The 17,896-nt window shown below is 61.2% G+C and carries 10 protein-coding genes; 5 read left to right on the top strand and 5 right to left on the bottom strand.

Going from position 1 to position 17,896, the window contains the following annotated elements:
- The first annotated feature begins 66 nt into the window (after nt 1-66).
- Both JFT85_RS13685 and JFT85_RS13680 read left to right on the top strand, forming a co-directional pair.
- Nucleotides 67-2,076, top strand: a complete 2,010-nt coding sequence (locus tag JFT85_RS13685; RefSeq protein ID WP_201229986.1) for a type VI secretion system Vgr family protein — start codon at nt 67-69, stop codon at nt 2,074-2,076.
- Between the two features lie 26 nt (nt 2,077-2,102).
- Entirely contained in the window at nt 2,103-2,828 is a 726-nt protein-coding gene (locus JFT85_RS13680; protein WP_201229984.1) for a DUF4123 domain-containing protein, read from the top strand.
- Here the strand turns inward: JFT85_RS13680 and JFT85_RS13675 are convergent.
- The gene (locus tag JFT85_RS13675) at nt 2,814-4,091 is read right to left on the bottom strand and encodes an O-acetylhomoserine aminocarboxypropyltransferase/cysteine synthase family protein (RefSeq protein ID WP_187601913.1); all 1,278 of its coding nucleotides are present in this window, start codon (nt 4,089-4,091) and stop codon (nt 2,814-2,816) included. The genes JFT85_RS13680 and JFT85_RS13675 overlap by 15 nt on opposite strands.
- 250 nt (nt 4,092-4,341) lie before the next feature.
- Here JFT85_RS13675 and JFT85_RS13670 point away from each other — a divergent pair, with 250 nt between their 5' ends.
- Complete coding sequence (locus tag JFT85_RS13670) at nt 4,342-5,178, top strand: 23S rRNA (adenine(2030)-N(6))-methyltransferase RlmJ (protein ID WP_017138523.1); 837 nt, start codon at nt 4,342-4,344, stop codon at nt 5,176-5,178.
- 137 nt (nt 5,179-5,315) lie between these two features.
- Here the strand turns inward: JFT85_RS13670 and msrA are convergent, their stop codons facing one another.
- From msrA to aceE, 4 genes are all read right to left on the bottom strand, one after another.
- Nucleotides 5,316-5,963: a peptide-methionine (S)-S-oxide reductase MsrA gene (msrA, locus tag JFT85_RS13665; protein ID WP_169875694.1), complete on the bottom strand. Its 648-nt coding sequence runs from the start codon at nt 5,961-5,963 to the stop codon at nt 5,316-5,318.
- 72 nt (nt 5,964-6,035) lie between these two features.
- Entirely contained in the window at nt 6,036-8,729 is a 2,694-nt protein-coding gene (locus JFT85_RS13660) for a putative bifunctional diguanylate cyclase/phosphodiesterase (RefSeq protein ID WP_053253996.1), read from the bottom strand.
- A gap of 318 nt (nt 8,730-9,047) precedes the next feature.
- The gene (gene aceF / locus JFT85_RS13655; RefSeq protein WP_201229982.1) at nt 9,048-10,694 is read right to left on the bottom strand and encodes a dihydrolipoyllysine-residue acetyltransferase; all 1,647 of its coding nucleotides are present in this window, start codon (nt 10,692-10,694) and stop codon (nt 9,048-9,050) included.
- A gap of 11 nt (nt 10,695-10,705) precedes the next feature.
- Nucleotides 10,706-13,351 carry a pyruvate dehydrogenase (acetyl-transferring), homodimeric type gene (gene aceE, locus JFT85_RS13650; RefSeq protein ID WP_201229980.1) on the bottom strand — a complete coding sequence of 882 codons (2,646 nt, stop codon included), beginning with the start codon at nt 13,349-13,351 and terminating at the stop codon, nt 10,706-10,708.
- 383 nt (nt 13,352-13,734) lie between these two features.
- Between aceE and glnE the strand changes: the two genes are divergently transcribed.
- A complete protein-coding gene (gene glnE, locus JFT85_RS13645) occupies nt 13,735-16,674 on the top strand; it encodes a bifunctional [glutamate--ammonia ligase]-adenylyl-L-tyrosine phosphorylase/[glutamate--ammonia-ligase] adenylyltransferase (RefSeq protein WP_069550870.1) in 2,940 nt (979 codons plus the stop codon).
- A gap of 186 nt (nt 16,675-16,860) precedes the next feature.
- The gene (waaF, locus tag JFT85_RS13640) at nt 16,861-17,895 is read left to right on the top strand and encodes a lipopolysaccharide heptosyltransferase II (protein WP_053253999.1); all 1,035 of its coding nucleotides are present in this window, start codon (nt 16,861-16,863) and stop codon (nt 17,893-17,895) included.
- Nucleotide 17,896 lies beyond the last annotated feature (1 nt).

Below are 17,896 nucleotides of genomic sequence, written 5' to 3'. Positions count from 1 at the left end.
GGCGTGCTCAGCCGGGCGCAGCAGTGGTGCAGAATCTGGCGCCTACCCTTCGCAGAGAAACACCGGATGTTCGCTCCTGCCAATCAAAGTGCCTTTAACCTAACCCTGGATGGCGTTGCGTGCGACCTTAAAGTCTATAGCTTCAAAGGTCATGAGGCGCTCAGCCAGCCTTATCGTTTTGAGCTTGAGCTGGTCAGCGAGCAACCCGATATCGACCTCGAAAGCATGCTGCATCGCCAGGTGTATCTGGGTTTTGATGAACGCGGCCATGGCGTGCACGGCTTGGTTTACCGGGTGGCCCAGGGCGATTCCGGACGACGTCTTACGCGCTACCAGGTTAGCCTTGTGCCGCAATTGGCCTACCTGATGCACAGCAGCCATCAGCGTATTTTCCAGCACAAGACCGTGCCGCAGATCGTTGCGCTGGTGCTGGTGGGGCAGGGGATTCAGAGCGACCGCTTCGAGTTTCGGCTGAGCGGTCATTACCCGCAGCGTGAATATTGTGTGCAGTTCGGGGAGACCGATCTGGCGTTCATTCAGCGCCTGTGTGCCGAGCAGGGGATTCACTATCACTTCCAGCATTCGCCGGAGGGGCACCGGCTGGTGTTTGGCGATGACCAGACAGTGTTTACCCAGGCTGATCAGCCGACCCCGTACTCACCCGGTTCCGGAATGGTGGCGGGCGCGCCGGCGATCAAACGGTTTGCGGTGCAATTGGAAACCCGTACGACGTCAGTGAGCGTGCGCGATTACGACTTCCGCAAGCCACGCCTGGCGTTGCAGAGCGAAGTCGCCGGCGAGGCGCTTCCCACGCTGGAGGAGCAACGCTACCCCGGTCAATTTTCCGACCGCCTGCATGGCAAATACCTCGCACAGCGCGGTTTGGAACGCCACCGCCGGGACGCTCGCATCGCCCACGGTGAAGGTGATGAGCCGGGGTTGGTCTGCGGGCGTTTCCTCAAGCTGAGCGGGCACCCACGTGAAGAATGGAACAACGTGTGGCTGCTGACGCACGTCACCCACGAAGGCAAACAACCCCAAGTGCTCGAGGAGGCCGTGACTGAGGTCGACGGCGGGGATTTTCGCCAGGGCTATCGCAACGCATTCATCGCTGCGCCGTGGGACGTGATCTTTCGTCCGCCCATGCCTGAGCAGAAGCGTCCGACCCTTGCGGGTTACCAGAACGCGGTGGTCACCGGCCCAGCCGACAGCGAAATCCACTGCGATGAATACGGGCGAGTCAAAGTGCAGATGGCCTGGGATCGCGACGGGGCGCATGACGACCATTCCAGTTGCTGGCTGCGAGTCGCCAGTGCCTGGGCCCATGACCGTTATGGTTCGGTGCTGATCCCCAGGGTTGGCATGGAAGTCCTGGTCGGCTTCGTCAATGGCGACATGGATATGCCCCTGGTGATGGGGTGCCTGCCCAACGCCGCGACACCGGTGCCGCTGGACCTGCCGGCGGACAAGACCCGCAGCATTTTGCGCAGTCACAGCAGCCCGGGCGGGGGTGGCTACAACGAACTGCGGATTGAGGACCGCAAGGGCGCCGAGGAAATCTACCTGCGTGCCCAGCGTGATTGGACCCAGCACGTGCTGCATGACCAGCAGGTCCAGGTTGATAACCTGCGCCGGGTGAGGGTCGGTGGCGAGTCCCATCATGAGCTTCAAGGTGAAGAGCAGCGCATCACCCACGGCAACCGCCTGACCGAGCTCAAGCAGGACGATCACCTGGTGATTGGCGGGTCGCAACAGGTGCGGGCAGGTCGGAGCATTCAGATCGGCGCAGGGCAAAGCGTCGTCATCGACGCGGGCGCCACCGTGACGATCCAGGCCGGAGGGCAGTCGATCACGGTGTCGGCAGCCGGCATATTCAGCAGTGTGCCGATTCAGCTTGGCGGTGCGCCCGGCCCTGCCGCTGCGCCGTTAATGGCGGGAGTGAAAGAAAAACTGCTGGCGGTTATTCCCGCACCCTTAAGCCGCGTGCAAGTGGCCAGCCTGAAACGCAGCGCTCCGTTTTGCGAAGAGTGTGAGCGCTGCAAGAACGGTCAATGTGATATCACCCGACACCTTTAAGCTTAATTTAAAAGGAATTGCCCCTCATGCCTCACGCTTTGGCGCCACGCGCTTGGCTGGCTCAATGCCCTTTGTTACCCAATGAGCAGATTTTTGTGCTGCTCAGCGGAACCAGCGACGCCAAACCGGTTGCCGCTTGGCAAGCCATGGCTGCCGGTGCGCCATCCCGGGCGATCTGGGCAGGCACAGCCTATGCGCAGTGGCGCGAGGTAATGCCTTATGTCGGGCTCATTGAGCCCGGCAGTCCCTTCCTCGACTGGGTCGCTACCACCGAGTCAACGGATTGGGGCTGGCTGGCGGTTTCATCCAGCCTGCCGGAAACGGTGGTCGCGCACCTGCAAAGCTTGACCAAGGTATTTGTGCACAGTGACCAGGCCGTGTTTTTGCGCTTCTGGGATGCTGCGCAGTTTCTGCCGATTGTGCGCAACCTGGGTGACGAGACGGGGAGCGTGTTGCCGGTGTTCCAGCGGTATCTGATCAATGGCCAACCGCTGACCGTTGCGACGGGGCCCGTCACCGCCGCCAACGTCAGCCCATGGTGGCGAGTGCCAGAGTCGTTGCTGGGGCACCTGGCAGCGCGATCGCCCCACGTGCTGGTCGACAACCTGCTGCAATGGCTCGAAGAACAGCGCCCTGACCTGTACACCGCCTTTAAGCCGGCGACCTTGCGGCACAAGGTCGCCTACTGCGTGCGCAGGCCGGACATCAGCCATGAAGCGCTGATCGATGACCTCGCCTCAGCGTTGAGTTGAACCCAATGCCTGCTGCAGGTCTTCGATCAGGTCCTCAATCGCCTCGATGCCCACTGACAGACGAATCATCTCCGGCTTCACGCCTGCCTTGGCCTGTTCCTGCTCGTTCATCTGTCGGTGAGTCGTGGACGCGGGGTGGCAGGCCAGTGATTTGGCGTCGCCAATATTCACCAGGCGTTTGAAGATTTGCAGGGCGTCGTAGAAGCGCACGCCAGCGTCATAGCCGCCCTTTAAGCCAAAGGAGAGAATCGCCGAGGGTTTGCCCTGCATGTATTTTTGCGCCAGTGCGTGGTGCGGGTGGTCCGGTAGCCCGGCGTAGCTGACCCACTCCACCTCGGTGTGGCTTTGCAAAAACTGCGCAACTTTCAGCGCGTTCTCGGTATGGCGCTCCATGCGCAGGGCCAGGGTTTCCAGGCCTTGCAGCAACAGGAATGCGTTCATCGGTGCGAGGGCTGCGCCGGTATTGCGCAACGGCACGGTACGGGCGCGGGCGATGAAAGCGGCAGGGCCGAATTTTTCGGTGTAGACCACGCCGTGGTAGGCCGGCTCGGGCTGGTTGAGGCCGGGAAATTTCTCGGGGTATTGGGACCACGGGAAGGTGCCGCTGTCGACGATCACGCCGCCGAGGGAGTTGCCATGGCCGCCGACGTATTTCGTCACCGAGTGCACCACGATGTCGGCGCCGAACTGGATCGGTTTGCACAGGATTGGCGTGGCCACGGTGTTGTCCACCATCAGCGGGACACCCCGGGCGTGGGCGACTTTCGCCAGGGCTTCGATATCGATGATATTGCCGGCCGGGTTGCCGATGCTTTCGCAATACACCAGCTTGGTGTTGTCGTCGATCAGTTCGGCGATGGCTTCGGCGCTGTCGTTGCGAGCGAAACGCACATCGACGCCAAAGCTCGGTAACAGGTGGGCGAACAGGGTGTAGGTGCCGCCATAGAGTTGCGGGGTGGTGACAATATTGTCACCGGCGCGGGTCAGGGTCTGGATTGCGTAGTGGATCGCCGCGCTGCCGGCCGATACGGCCAGGGCGGCAATGCCGCCTTCAAGCGCGGCGAGACGCTGTTCCAGCACGTCGTTGGTGGGGTTCATGATTCGCGTGTAGATGTTGCCGGGGACGTCCAGGTTGAAGAGGTCGGCGCCGTGTTGGGCGTTATCGAATTCGAAGGCGACGTTCTGGTAGATCGGCACAGCGACCGCCTTGGTGGTCGGGTCCGATTTGAAGCCGTGATGCAGTGCAATAGTGGCGTCTTTCATGATGGTGATAGACCTCCTTGGATTCATGGGTGCCCCCGAACACGGCGGGAACTGGCTTGCCGGCGATAGCGTCAGCGCGGTGTACGGGTAATACCGCGTCGCTTGCACCGCGGGCAAGCCTGCTGCCATAGGTGGAATTAGACTGTTTTCTGCGGTGTACCTGTGTTTGTGACATAAGCACCGCCCGACACGCAGCCCTGCACCTTTGCCCCTGTTGAAGGTAAACTTCGCCCCCTGCGCAGGAGCAACCATGAATTATCGTCACGCCTTTCACGCCGGCAACCACGCCGATGTCTTCAAACACCTGACTTTGACCCGCCTCATCGCCCTGATGTCGCGCAAGGAGCAGCCGTTCGCCTACCTCGACACCCACGCCGGGATCGGTCTGTACGACTTGCAGGGCGACCAGGCCAACCGCACCGGTGAATACCTGGAAGGCATTGCGCGTCTGTGGGGCGAAAGCGATCTGCCGCCGCTGACCGCCGACTACATGCGCGTGCTGCACGAAATGAACCCGGATGGCCAGTTGCGTTACTACCCGGGCTCGCCGGAGCTCGCGCGCCGCCTCACGCGGCCTCAGGATCGGGTGTTGCTCAATGAGAAACACCCGGAAGACGGCGTACTACTCAAGGACAACATGAAAGGTGATCGCCGGGTCAAAGTGCACCTGGGCGAAGGCTGGCATGTGCCGCGTGCGCTGTTGCCGGTGCCGGAGAAACGCGCACTGATGCTGATTGACCCGCCGTTTGAACAACTCGATGAAATGCAGCGCTGCGCAGCGTCCCTCAAGGAGGCGGTCAGCCGTATGCGCCAGACTGTTGCGGCGATCTGGTATCCGGTCAAGGACCAGCGCATGTTGCGCCGCTTCTACCAGGACCTGGCCGGCACCGGTGCGCCGAAGTTGCTGCGCGTGGAGTTGCTGGTGCATCCGCTGGACACGCCCAATACCCTGACCGGCTCGGGCCTGGCGATTGCCAACCCGCCGTGGGGGTTGGAGGAGGAATTGCGTGAGCTGCTGCCGTGGCTGTCCAAGAAGCTTGGCCAGACCCAGGGCGGGTGGCAGATGGATTGGCTCATCGCTGAGTAATCAGATCTCAAGCCAAAACACCAAGCTAAATGTGGGAGCGGGCTTGCTCGCGAAGACGGAGTGTCAGTTAACAGATATGTCGACTGATACACCGCATTCGCGAGCAAGCCCGCTCCCACATTTGAACTGCGCAAGTCTTAGATCGGGCAGGTCACGCCTGTGCCGCCGATCCCGCAATAGCCCTGCGGATTTTTCGCCAGATATTGCTGGTGATACGCCTCGGCGAAGTACACCGTCGGCGCTTCTTCGATTTCCGTCGTAATGGTGCCCAGGCCAGCTTTGGTCAGCTCAGCCTGATACGCCTCGGCGCTGGCCTTGGCCGCCTCCAAGTGCTCAGGTTTCACCGCGTAGATCACCGAGCGGTACTGGCTGCCGATGTCATTGCCCTGGCGCATCCCTTGGGTGGGGTTGTGCAGTTCCCAGAACATTTTCAGCAGTTCTTCGTAGCTGATCTTGTCTTGGTCAAACACCACCAGCACCACTTCGCTGTGGCCGGTCAGGCCTGAGCAGACTTCTTCGTACGTCGGGTTCGGCGTGTAACCGCCGGCGTACCCGACGACGGTGCTGACCACGCCGTCGCGCTGCCAGAATTTGCGCTCCGCACCCCAGAAGCAACCGAGGCCGAATATCGCGAACTCTACGTTATCGACAAATGGACCCAGCAGCGGGTTGCCGTTGACGAAATGCGTTTCCGGCAGCTTCATCGGGGTTTCACGGCCAGGCAAAGCTTGTTCTTGAGTAGGCAGCACGTTTTTGTTCACCAGAATTTCCGAGCGCAAGACCATGATCAGTCCTCTCAGTCAGATTGAGTTATGTAATAAGACAGACAGCCAGTGTGCCCGAGTGTTACAGCGCTGTCAGGCGATAGGCCCGCGAGGATAGCGTTTAAGCTTCTCAAGCAGCTCTGCACCGGGGATTGGCCGGTCGAACAGGTAGCCCTGGCCCACATCGCAGCGATGCCGGCGCAGGAACGCCAGTTGCTCGCTGGTTTCGATGCCTTCGGCCACCACCTTGAGCTTGAGGTTGTGGGCCATGGCGATCACCGCCGAGGTGATTTCCATGTCGTCCTGGTTGTCCGGGATTTCGTGGATAAAGCTGCGATCGATCTTGATGATGTCGATGGGGAATTTTTTCAAATAACTCAGCGAGGAGTAGCCGGTGCCGAAGTCGTCCATGGCCAGGGTCAGGCCAAAGCTCTTCAACTGATCCAGCTGCAGGCGCGTGTCTTCGGTGGCCTCCAGCAGCAGGCCTTCGGTCAGTTCCAGCTCCAGCAGATTGGCGGGCAGCTGTTCTTCCTTGAGGATCGTGGCGATCGACGCCACGAGGTCCGGATCGGAGAATTGTTTGGGCGACAAGTTGATCGCCACCTGCAGATTACCCATGCCGGCGGCGCTCAACTGCTTGCTCATGCGGCAGGCCTGGCGCGCGATCCATTTGCCGATAGGAATGATCAGGCCGGTCTCTTCAGCCACGCTGATAAATTGATCGGGGCGGATCATGCCCTTTTCCGGATGGTTCCAGCGTAACAGCGCTTCCATGCCCAGCAAGCGACCGCTGCGCAGGCACAGCTTGGGCTGGTAAAACACGTCCAGCTCGTTCTGGGTCAGGGCGCGGCGCAGGTTGTTTTCCACGAACAGCTTGTAACTGGCTTCGGCATTCAGGGCTTCGGTAAACACCTGCACCTGGTGTTTGCCGTTGGCCTTGGCCTTGTGCAGGGCGAGCCCGGCGTTACGCATCAGGGTCTGTGGGTCACGCCCGTGCAGCGGCGCGCAAGCCAGGCCCACGGAGCCGGTGACACTGATCAACTGGTTGTCGACGAACATCGGTTTGTCGAGGGTTGCCAGCAACTGGCTGGCAACCTGCTGGCCGCTTTCCAGGTCAGCGTCGTCAAGCAACACCGCAAACTCGTTACTGGCAAAGCGCGCCAGGCTGCCGCCGGCACTCAGGCTGTTACGCAGACGGCGAGCCAGGCTGATCAGCAACTTGTCGCCGGTCTGGTGGCCGAGGCTGTCGTTGATCCGCTTGAAGTTATCGATGTCCACCAGCAGCAGGCTGATCGGGCTGTCGCTGTCGCGGGCAAAGCGTTCATCCAGGTTGCGGATAAACGCCGGGCGGTTGCCCAGGTTGGTCAGGTTGTCGGTGTAGGCCAGGCGTTCAATACGCTGCTGGGCCAGCTTGGTCTGGGTGATGTCTTCGTAGATGCCGATGTAGTGGGTCAGCTCACGGTTGTCGCCATACACCTTGGAGATCGACAGCTGGCCCCAGTACGGTTCGAGGTTTTTGCGTCGGCTCTTGAATTCACCCTGCCAGCTGTTGCTCTTGGCCAGGCTGGATGGCGCGTCGAAGAGCAGTTCGCTGAGATTTTCCAGGGCCGGCAGTTGCGCGAGGCGGTGGCCATGGACTTCTTCGGCGCTGTACTGGGTGATTGCGGTAAAGCTCGGGTTGACGTACTCCACCACGCCGTCACAGTTGACCAGCAAAAAGGCGTTGGCGCTTTGCTCAACCGCACGCTGGAACAGGTGCAACGCGCTGGTGGCGGTGCGCCGGTTGTGGTTGTTGATCACTTGTGCGAACTGGTCCGCCAGCTCGCCGGCAAAGGCGATCTCATCGGTCTGCCAGGCGCGCGAGCTGCCGCTCTGTTCCAGGCACAGCACGCCGATGACCTGGCCATCAACGCGGATACTCGCGTCGAGCATCGCGTGCACATCCTTGGCGCGCAGGTTCTCCGCCATTTCCCGGGTGCGTGGGTCACGCATTGCATGGGTGGCGTCGATGGCGCGGCTCGAATGCAGGGCTTCCAGGTAGTCCGGGAAATTACTGGCGTCGATCGCTTCGGGCAGATGATGCTGTTGGTCGGCGCGGTGGTAGGCCGAGATCGGTACCAGGCGCTGGCCTTCAAGGTTCCAGATGCTTGCGCAGTCGATCTGGTAGATGTCGCACGCACTGCGGGTGATCAGCTCGGCGGCTTCTTGCAGCGAATTGGGCGTGGTGTAGCGCTGGCGTGCCAGCAGCAGGATCAGCTCCTGTTGAGCGCGTACCCGTTCCAGGTGCTGCAACTGTTCCTGTTGGGCGCGCTGGTTGAGCTCCAGGGCGATCTGCAGGCGGCTGTTCTGGTTTTCCAGGTCTGCGGTCGGGGCGGTTACGGGCGCTTCGCTGAACAGCCCGTCGACCACCATCAGGTAGCCGCGCACCAAGTGACGATTGTGTTGTTTGTAAGCCTCGCCCATTTCCAACAGGCTCAGCGGGCCGTCGCTGGTGTGCAGGGTGTAGCGCACCAGGTAATGCGGGCTCTGGGACAGTTGCTGCTGGATCGCATCGTGCAGTTGATAGCGCACCTGAGGTTCCATCAGGCTGGCGTAGGGAGTGCCGACCAGCGCGCACAGTTCGACCGCTGGCAGGCCGAATTGGCGCTCGCAATTGGGGTCGAGGTACAGCAGCGCCCAGCTTGCCTCATTAAGCCGCTCGAAACGCAGCATACCGAGGCGCGAAGGCACCGGTAACTGCGTCACTACCTCGGCCGCCATACGGGCGACATCGGGTTGGCTTTTCATGGGGAAACTCGCTTGGAAAAATGCGCACGGCGCCGGGCTCACGCCCTCTTTACTGTCGCCTGCGGCAAGGTTGCATCATGCAGCACGCACTGACAAGAGAGGATGAAGGCTAAGTGCTATAAGGCTGTTATCGGCCGCGAGAGCGGTTTCTGCAATCGGGGTGATGGGTGGCGTATTGACGCAGCCTCGACGCGCCTGGCGCGGACAAAAAAAGCAGGCGAAAAAAAGCCCCGCCAATTGGCGGGGTTGAGGTACGAGCGTGGCGCTCGGAAATCGGTGCAGCCAGGCCTCCCCGGTGACAGGGAGGCCCGTTGATGCTTACAGCAGGATGGTGCGGATGTCGTTCAGCAGTTGGCTCAAACGCTGCGTGAAACGTGCAGCGGCAGCGCCGTTGATCACACGGTGATCGTAGGACAACGACAGCGGCAACATCAGTTTCGGCTGGAACGCTTTACCGTCCCATACAGGCTGGATAGTGGCCTTGGAAACACCCAGGATCGCCACTTCCGGCGCGTTGACGATTGGCGTGAAGCCAGTGCCGCCAATGTGACCGAGGCTGGAGATGGTGAAGCACGCGCCCTGCATATCGTCTGCGGTGAGCTTTTTGTCGCGGGCCTTGGCAGCCAGCGCAGCCGCTTCGGCAGCGAGTTGCAGCAGGCTCTTCTGGTCGACGTTCTTGATGACCGGTACCAGCAGGCCATCCGGGGTGTCGACGGCAAAGCCGATGTGCACGTACTTCTTGCGAATGATCGCCTTGCCGCTGGGTGCCAGCGAACTGTTGAAGTCCGGCAGTTCCTTGAGCAGGTGCGCGCAAGCCTTGAGCAGCAGCGGCAGCACGGTCAGTTTCACGCCGGCCTTCTCGGCCACGGCTTTCTGCGCAACGCGGAAAGCTTCCAGGTCGGTGATGTCGGCCTGGTCGAACTGGGTCACGTGCGGAATGTTCAGCCAGCTGCGGTGCAGGCTCGACGCGCCGATTTGCATCAGGCGGGTCATCGGCACTTCTTCGGTTTCGCCGAAGCGGCTGAAGTCCACGACCGGAATCGGTGGAATACCAGCACCACCGGTAGCGCCGCCGGCAGCCGGAGCTTCCTTGGCTTTCTGCATCATGGCTTTGACGTAAACCTGCACGTCTTCCTTCAGCACGCGACCGTGAGGGCCGGTGGCCGACACAGCGTTGAGCTCAACGCCGAACTCACGGGCCAGCTGACGCACGGCAGGGCCGGCGTGAACCTTGGCACCGCTTGGCGCAGGGGCAGCCGCCGCAGGGGCCGGTGCGGCCTCGGCTTTTGCAGCCGGTGCAGGTGCGGCAGCGGCCGGGGCCGCTTCAGCCTTGGCTGCTGGCGCGGCAGCCGGTGCCGGAGCCGCCGGGGCAGCAGCGCCTTGTACTTTCAGCTTGAGGATGAAGTCGCCAGTGCCGACTTCGTCTTCCAGCTTGACCGCAATGCTTTCCACCACGCCGGCAGCCGGCGAAGGGATTTCCATGGAGGCCTTGTCGGACTCCAGGGTGATCAGCGACTGGTCGGCTTCGACGGTGTCGCCGACCTTGACCAGCAGCTCAATGATCTTGGCCTTGCCCGACGAACCGATGTCCGGAACATGAATGTCCTGAACAGTGGCAGCGGCGGGTGCAGCAGCCGGGGCGGCTGGAGCCTCGGCGGCGGCAGGCTTTTCAGCAACCGGTGCAGGTGCAGCAGCGGCAGCAGGTGCTGCCGCAGGGGCCGCATCAGCGGCACCTTCGATTTCCAGCTCCAGCAGTTCGTCGCCTTCTTTCAGGCGATCGCCCAGCTTCACTTTCAGGCTCTTGACCACGCCGGCCTTGGGAGCAGGGATTTCCATGCTCGCCTTGTCCGATTCCAGGGTCAGGATGCTCTGGTCGGCTTCGACTTTGTCGCCGACCTTCACAAACAGCTCGATTACTTCACCTTCACCGCTGCCGATGTCAGGTACGCGAATGAGTTCGCTCACAAAAAGTCTCCTCAGCAGTCCAGTGGGTTGCGTTTTTCCGGGTTGATCCCGAACTTGACGATAGCGTCAGCCACCACCTTAGGTTCGATCTCACCACGGTCAGCCAAGGCTTCCAGGGCTGCCAACACCACGAAATGACGGTCGACTTCGAAGAAGTGACGCAGCTTCTTGCGGCTGTCACTGCGGCCGAAACCGTCGGTGCCCAGGACTTTGAATTCCTTGGACGGGACCCACTGGCGAATTTGTTCAGCGAACAGTTTCATGTAGTCGGTAGAGGCAATGACTGGACCCTTACGGCCGGCCAGGCACTCTTCGACATAGCTCTTCGTAGGCTTCTGACCTGGGTGCAGGCGGTTGTTGCGCTCGACCGCCAGGCCGTCGCGACGCAGTTCGTTGAAGCTGGTAACGCTCCAGACGTCAGCGCCAACGTTGAACTCTTCACGCAGGATCTTCGCCGCTTCACGGACTTCACGCAGGATGGTGCCGGAGCCCATCAGCTGCACGTGGTGCGCCGCTTCCTTGGTGTCTTCTTCGAGCAGGTACATGCCCTTGATGATGCCTTCCTCGACACCGGCCGGCATGGCTGGCTGCTGGTAGGACTCGTTCATCACGGTGATGTAGTAGAAAACGTCCTGCTGCTCTTCGGTCATCTTCTTCATGCCGTCCTGGATGATCACCGCCAGCTCGTAGCCGTAGGTTGGATCAAAGGTGCGGCAGTTCGGGATGGTGGCAGCCAGGATGTGGCTGTGACCGTCTTCGTGTTGCAGGCCTTCGCCGTTCAGCGTGGTCCGGCCGGCGGTGCCGCCGATCAGGAAGCCACGGGTACGGCTGTCGCCTGCTGCCCACGCCAGGTCGCCGATACGCTGGAAGCCGAACATCGAGTAGAAGATGTAGAACGGCAGCATCGGCTGGTTGTGGCTGGAGTACGAAGTACCGGCAGCGATGAAGGAGCTCATGGCGCCCGCTTCGTTGATGCCTTCTTCGAGGATCTGGCCCTTCTTGTCTTCCTTGTAGAACATCACCTGGTCTTTATCGACTGGCTCGTAGAGCTGGCCGACGGAGGAGTAGATGCCCAACTGACGGAACATGCCTTCCATACCGAAGGTACGGGCTTCGTCCGGGATGATCGGCACGATACGCGAGCCGATTTCCTTGTCCTTGACCAGTTGCGCGAGGATTCGCACGAAGGCCATGGTGGTGGAGATTTCACGGTCGCCCGAGCCGTCCAGGATCGCCTTGAGGGTATCCAGTGGCGGTGTCGGAATGTCGAAGGACTTGGCGCGGCGCTGTGGCACGAAACCGCCCAGTGCAGTGCGACGCTCGCTGAGGTAGCGGGCTTCGGCGCTGTTTGGCTCTGGCTTGAAGAACGGCAGGTTCTCCAGCTCTTCGTCCTTGACCGGGATGTCGAAGCGGTCGCGGAACAGCTTCAGGCTTTCAACATCAACCTTCTTGGTGTTGTGCGCAGTGTTCTTCGCTTCGCCGGCACCGGTGCCATAACCCTTGATGGTCTTGGCCAGGATGACGGTCGGTTGTTCTTTGTGGTTGACCGCTTCGTGGTACGCCGCGTAGACCTTGTACGGGTCGTGGCCGCCACGGTTGAGTTTCCAGATTTCGTCGTCGGACAGGTCTGCAACCATCGCCTTGAGTTCAGGCGTGTTGAAGAAGTGTTCACGCACGAACGCGCCGTCTTTGGCTTTGTAGTTCTGGTACTCGCCGTCGATGACTTCGTCCATGCGACGTTGCAGGATACCGTCGACGTCTTTGGCCAGCAGTGGGTCCCAGAAGCGACCCCAGATGACTTTGGTCACGTTCCACTGAGCACCGCGGAACACACCTTCGAGTTCCTGGATGATCTTGCCGTTGCCGCGAACCGGGCCGTCGAGGCGCTGCAGGTTGCAGTTGATGACGAAGATCAGGTTGTCGAGCTTCTCGCGGCCGGCCAGGGAGATGGCGCCCAGGGATTCCGGCTCGTCACACTCGCCGTCGCCCAGGAAGCACCAGACTTTCTGCTTGCCTTCAGGGATGAAGCCACGGGCTTCCAGGTACTTCATGAAGCGTGCCTGGTAGATCGCCTGGATCGGGCCAAGGCCCATGGATACCGTCGGGAACTGCCAGAAATCAGGCATCAGCCAAGGGTGCGGGTACGACGACAGGCCGTTACCGTCCACTTCCTGGCGGAAGTTGTTCATGTGTTCTTCGGTGATGCGGCCTTCCATGAATGCACGGGCGTAAACGCCTGGCGAGGTGTGGCCCTGGAAGTAGATCAGGTCGCCGCCGTGTTCGTCGGTCGGGGCCTGGAAGAAGTAGTTGAAGCCAATGTCATACAGGGTTGCGCTGGACGCGAAGCTGGAGATGTGACCGCCCAGGTCAGAATCTTTCAAGTTGGTGCGCATTACCATCGCCATGGCGTTCCAACGTACCAGCGAGCGAATGCGGCGTTCCATGAACAGGTCGCCAGGCATGCGTGCTTCGTGGGTAACGGGGATGGTGTTGCGGTATGGCGTAGTGATGGCGTAAGGCAGTTGCGAGCCGCTGCGGGTCGCGAGTTCGCCCATACGGGTCATCAAATAGTGAGCACGGTCTTCGCCTTCTTTGTCGAGAACCGATTCCAGGGCGTCCAGCCATTCCTGGGTTTCGACGGGATCGAGGTCTTGCATGGCTTGCTCCAGGGCGGAAAGGCTACCAGAATCGGTTGCCTGAAGTTTGCGACTGGCCTTGTGGGCAGACGACATAAATTCTTGGATGGCCGAAGGTTGCTTCGGCGTCCTGTAGTTTTACTACAAATCGTCGGCCATTTCAGCCTTTCGAATGTATATACGAGTAGTAAAACTACACAAGACTGAGCGGATTGCTCGGTCTGGCTGGTGAGCATAATCGTTATTGTTGATCTTTTGCGAACAAGAAAAGGTGAAAGTTTGATGTTGCCTGCCAAGATTAATTTAATTTCAGCTATTTATAACCTTTGTTCGACAGTCCTTCACCGAGCGTGGTTCTTGCGTTCACAGCAACAAGCCATTTACGCGCCGATTAAGGATAGACCATGAGCCTCCCAACACTCGCCGAATTACCGGCCATTCTCTTGCCTTACGCCAGCCGGGCCGAGCAGTCATTTCGTGACGCAGTGGCCGCGCTGGACGACGATCATGGCCTTTCTGCGTGGACGCCGCAACGGTGGGCCGACTTTGTCCGGGTATGCGCCGCCAGTGATTTCGTCATTGAACAGAGCGTTCGTGACCCTTTGATGTTGCTCGAACTGGTGGCCTGGGGCGAGTTGGACCGGGGCTTCGCGCCCGGCGAACTGTGCAGCCAGATCGCGGGCGCTGTGCAACAGGCCGAAACAGAAGATGAGCTGGGCCGTGTGTTGCGCCGCCAGCGCACGCGCCAACAAGTGCGCATTATTTGGCGCGACCTGACCCGACAAGCGGACCTGGTGCAAACCTGCCGCGACCTCTCCGACATGGCTGACGCTTGTATCGATCAGGCCTACCAGTGGCTGTACCAGCGCCACTGCGTGCAGTTCGGCACGCCGACCGGCCGGCGCAGCGGTGAAGCCCAGCACATGGTCATCCTCGGCATGGGCAAGCTCGGCGCGGTGGAGCTGAACCTGTCTTCGGATATCGACCTGATCTTCGCCTACCCAGAAGGCGGCGAGACAGTGGGCGTGAAGCGCGCGCTGGATAACCAGGAGTTTTTCATTCGGCTTGGTCAAAAACTGATCAAGGCCCTCGACCCGATGACCGTCGACGGTTTTGTGTTCCGTGTCGACATGCGCCTGCGGCCATATGGCTCGGCCGGCGCGTTGGTGCTCAGTTTCAATGCGCTGGAACAGTACTACCAGGACCAGGGCCGCGACTGGGAGCGCTACGCCATGATCAAGGCGCGGGTAGTGGCCGGTGATCAGGTGGCCGGTGCGCAGTTGCTCGACATGCTGCGACCCTTCGTCTATCGGCGGTACCTGGATTTTTCCGCCATTGAAGCGCTGCGCACCATGAAGCAGCTGATCCAGCAGGAAGTACGGCGCAAAGGCATGGCCGACAACATCAAGCTGGGCTCGGGCGGCATCCGCGAGGTGGAATTTATCGCGCAGGCGTTCCAATTGATCCATGGTGGCCGCGACCTGAGCCTGCAACAGAGGCCGTTGCTCAATGTGTTGGGGACCCTGGAAGGCCAGGGCTACCTGCCATCGGCCGTGATCGCCGAGTTGCGCAATGGCTACGAGTTTTTGCGTTACACCGAACACGCCATCCAGGCAATTGCCGACCGGCAGACGCAAATGCTCCCGGACGGCCCGGAAGACCAGGCGCGCATTGCCTTTATGCTGGGCTTTGCCGATTGGGCGGCATTCCATGAGCGCCTGATGTACTGGCGTGGCCGTGTGGACTGGCATTTCCGCCAGGTGATCGCTGACCCTGACGAGGAAGAAGGCGAAGAAAGCGAATTGGTTGTGGGTGGTGAGTGGTTGCCGCTGTGGGAAGAGTCCCAGGATGAAGAGGCCGCCTGCCGGCAGTTGGCCGAAGGTGGCTTTACTGACGCGACCAAAGCGCTCAAGGCCTTGGCCGGCCTGCGTGGCAGCCCGCAATTGCGCGCCATGCAGCGTCTGGGGCGCGAACGGCTGGATGCTTTTATTCCGCGCCTGCTGGCCCAGGCGGTCGAGCACGCCAACCCGGACCTGGTACTGGAGCGCGTCTTGCCGCTGGTGGAGGCTGTCGCCCGCCGTTCGGCCTACCTCGTGCTGCTGACCGAAAACCCTGACGCCCTGCGCCGGCTGTTGACGCTGTGCGCCGCCAGCCCGTGGATCGCCGAACAAATCACCCGCTTTCCGCTGCTGCTCGACGAACTGCTCAATGAAGGCCGCCTGTTCAAGCCGCCGTTGGCACCGGAGCTCGCCGCAGAGCTGCGCGAGCGCCTTACGCGGATTCCCGAGGATGACCTCGAACAGCAAATGGAAGCCCTGCGCCACTTCAAGCTGGCCCACCGCCTGCGTGTCGCGGCTTCGGAAATCGCCGGCAGCCTGCCGCTGATGAAGGTCAGCGATTACCTGACCTGGCTGGCCGAGGCGATTCTCGAACAAGTGCTGGCCCTGGCCTGGCGCCAGACCGTGGCGCGCCACGGCTCGCCGCAGCGGGTGGACGGCAGCCTGTGCAATCCGGGTTTTATCATCGTCGGTTACGGCAAGGTCGGCGGGATCGAACTGGGGCATGGTTCGGACCTGGACCTGGTGTTTATCCATGACGGTGACCCGCAGGCCGAAACCGACGGCGCCAAGCCGATCGACGGTGCGCAGTTTTTTACACGGTTGGGCCAGCGCATCATTCACCTGCTGACCACCCAAACCAACTCGGGCCAGTTGTATGAAGTGGACATGCGCCTGCGACCTTCGGGCGCGTCCGGTTTGCTGGTCAGTTCACTGGGAGCGTTTGAGCGCTATCAGGAGAATGAAGCCTGGACCTGGGAGCATCAGGCCCTGATCCGCGCTCGGGTGCTGGTGGGCAGCGAGGATGTCGGCCACGCGTTCGAGCACGTCCGCGCCAAGGTGCTGGGGCGTGAGCGGGACTTGGCGAAGCTGCGTCAGGAGGTCAGCGAGATGCGCGCCAAGATGCGCGATAACCTGGGCACCCGCACTACGGCGGCCGGTACCGGCGCCAATGCGTTCGAGCCGACGGCGGCGTTCGACCTCAAGCAGGACGCCGGAGGTATCGTCGATATTGAATTTATGGTGCAATACGCCGCTTTGGCGTGGTCTGCGCAACATCCATCGTTGCTGCGCTACACCGACAATATCCGCATTCTGGAAGGCCTGGAGCAGGTTGGGCTGATGCCCGCTGCCGATGCCCATCTGCTGCGCGAGGTGTATAAGGCCTACCGTTCCGCCGCGCACCGCCAGGCCTTGCAAAACGAGGCCGGTACGGTGGCCGGGGATCAGTTCGCCGACGAACGGCGCCAGGTGATGCGAATCTGGCAAGCGCTGGGGTTAAGCTGATACTCGACTGATATGTGGGCGCTGGCTTGCCTGCGATGCAAGCGACTCGGTGTAGCAGGCCTGCCGAGGCGATGCCATCGCAGGCAAGCCAGCTCCCACACAAAGCGGTTCCCAGGTCCACCGCGACTGGCAGTAATTATTGAGGCGGGGAGGCATAAGCCTCCCCGCATCGTTTGTGGAAACTACATGAATATTCTGATCGTTGGGCCCAGTTGGGTCGGTGACATGGTGATGGCGCAGACACTGTTCCAGTGCCTGAAACAGCGTCATCCCGACTGCCAAATCGACGTGCTCGCCCCTGAGTGGAGCCGGCCGATCCTTGAGCGCATGCCCGAGGTGCGCAAGGCCTTGAGCTTCCCGCTCGGCCACGGCGCACTCGAATTGGCGACGCGCCGACGCATCGGCAAATCCATGCGCGGCCAGTACGACCAGGCGATCCTGCTGCCCAACTCGCTGAAATCGGCGCTGGTGCCGTACTTTGCCGGCATCCCTAAACGTACCGGCTGGCGCGGCGAGTTTCGCTATGTGCTGCTCAATGACGTGCGCACCCTCGACAAGGCGCGTTACCCGCTGATGATCGAGCGCTTCATGGCCCTGGCCTACGAGCCCGGTGCCGAGTTGCCGACAGCGTACCCGCGCCCGAGCCTGCAGATCGACCCGGTTACGCGCGACGCGGCCCTGGCCAAGTTCGGCCTGATGCTCGACCGTCCGGTACTCGCGCTTTGCCCAGGCGCCGAGTTTGGCGAGTCCAAGCGCTGGCCGTCGGAGCATTACGCCAAAGTCGCCGAAATGAAGATTCGTGAAGGCTGGCAGGTGTGGCTGTTCGGTTCGAAAAACGATCACTCGGTGGGTGAGGACATTCGCCAGCGCCTGATTCCCGGCCTGCGCGAAGAAGCCGTGAACCTCAGTGGCGACACGTCGTTGGCCGAGGCTATCGACCTGTTGTCCTGCGCCGACGCGGTGGTGTCCAACGATTCGGGCCTGATGCATGTGGCGGCGGCGTTGAATCGCCCGTTGGTGGCCGTTTACGGCTCGACCTCTCCCGGCTTCACCCCGCCATTGGCCGACAAGGTCGAAGTGGTGCGCCTGGGCCTGGAGTGCAGCCCGTGTTTTGACCGCACCTGCCGTTTCGGCCACTACAATTGCCTGCGCCAGTTGCTGCCGCAACCGGTCAGCGATGCCTTGCAGCGGTTGCAGGGCTCTGTGGTCGAGGTCCGTTAGT

It is taken from the genome of Pseudomonas sp. TH04 (assembly GCF_016651355.1).
Lineage (GTDB): Bacteria > Pseudomonadota > Gammaproteobacteria > Pseudomonadales > Pseudomonadaceae > Aquipseudomonas > Aquipseudomonas fluorescens.
This window is presented reverse-complemented; position numbering and strand designations above follow the sequence as displayed.

Excerpts from the sequence above, each read along its gene's own strand:
- aceE (WP_201229980.1), bottom strand. The coding sequence starts at position 13,351 with ATGCAAGACCTCGATCCCGTCGAAACCCAGGAATGGCTGGACGCCCTG.
- JFT85_RS13675 (WP_187601913.1), bottom strand. The coding sequence starts at position 4,091 with ATGAAAGACGCCACTATTGCACTGCATCACGGCTTCAAATCGGACCCG.
- glnE (WP_069550870.1), top strand. The coding sequence starts at position 13,735 with ATGAGCCTCCCAACACTCGCCGAATTACCGGCCATTCTCTTGCCTTAC.
- JFT85_RS13680 (WP_201229984.1), top strand. The coding sequence starts at position 2,103 with ATGCCTCACGCTTTGGCGCCACGCGCTTGGCTGGCTCAATGCCCTTTG.
- JFT85_RS13670 (WP_017138523.1), top strand. The coding sequence starts at position 4,342 with ATGAATTATCGTCACGCCTTTCACGCCGGCAACCACGCCGATGTCTTC.
- JFT85_RS13685 (WP_201229986.1), top strand. The coding sequence starts at position 67 with ATGTTCGCTCCTGCCAATCAAAGTGCCTTTAACCTAACCCTGGATGGC.
- waaF (WP_053253999.1), top strand. The coding sequence starts at position 16,861 with ATGAATATTCTGATCGTTGGGCCCAGTTGGGTCGGTGACATGGTGATG.
- JFT85_RS13660 (WP_053253996.1), bottom strand. The coding sequence starts at position 8,729 with ATGAAAAGCCAACCCGATGTCGCCCGTATGGCGGCCGAGGTAGTGACG.
- msrA (WP_169875694.1), bottom strand. The coding sequence starts at position 5,963 with ATGGTCTTGCGCTCGGAAATTCTGGTGAACAAAAACGTGCTGCCTACT.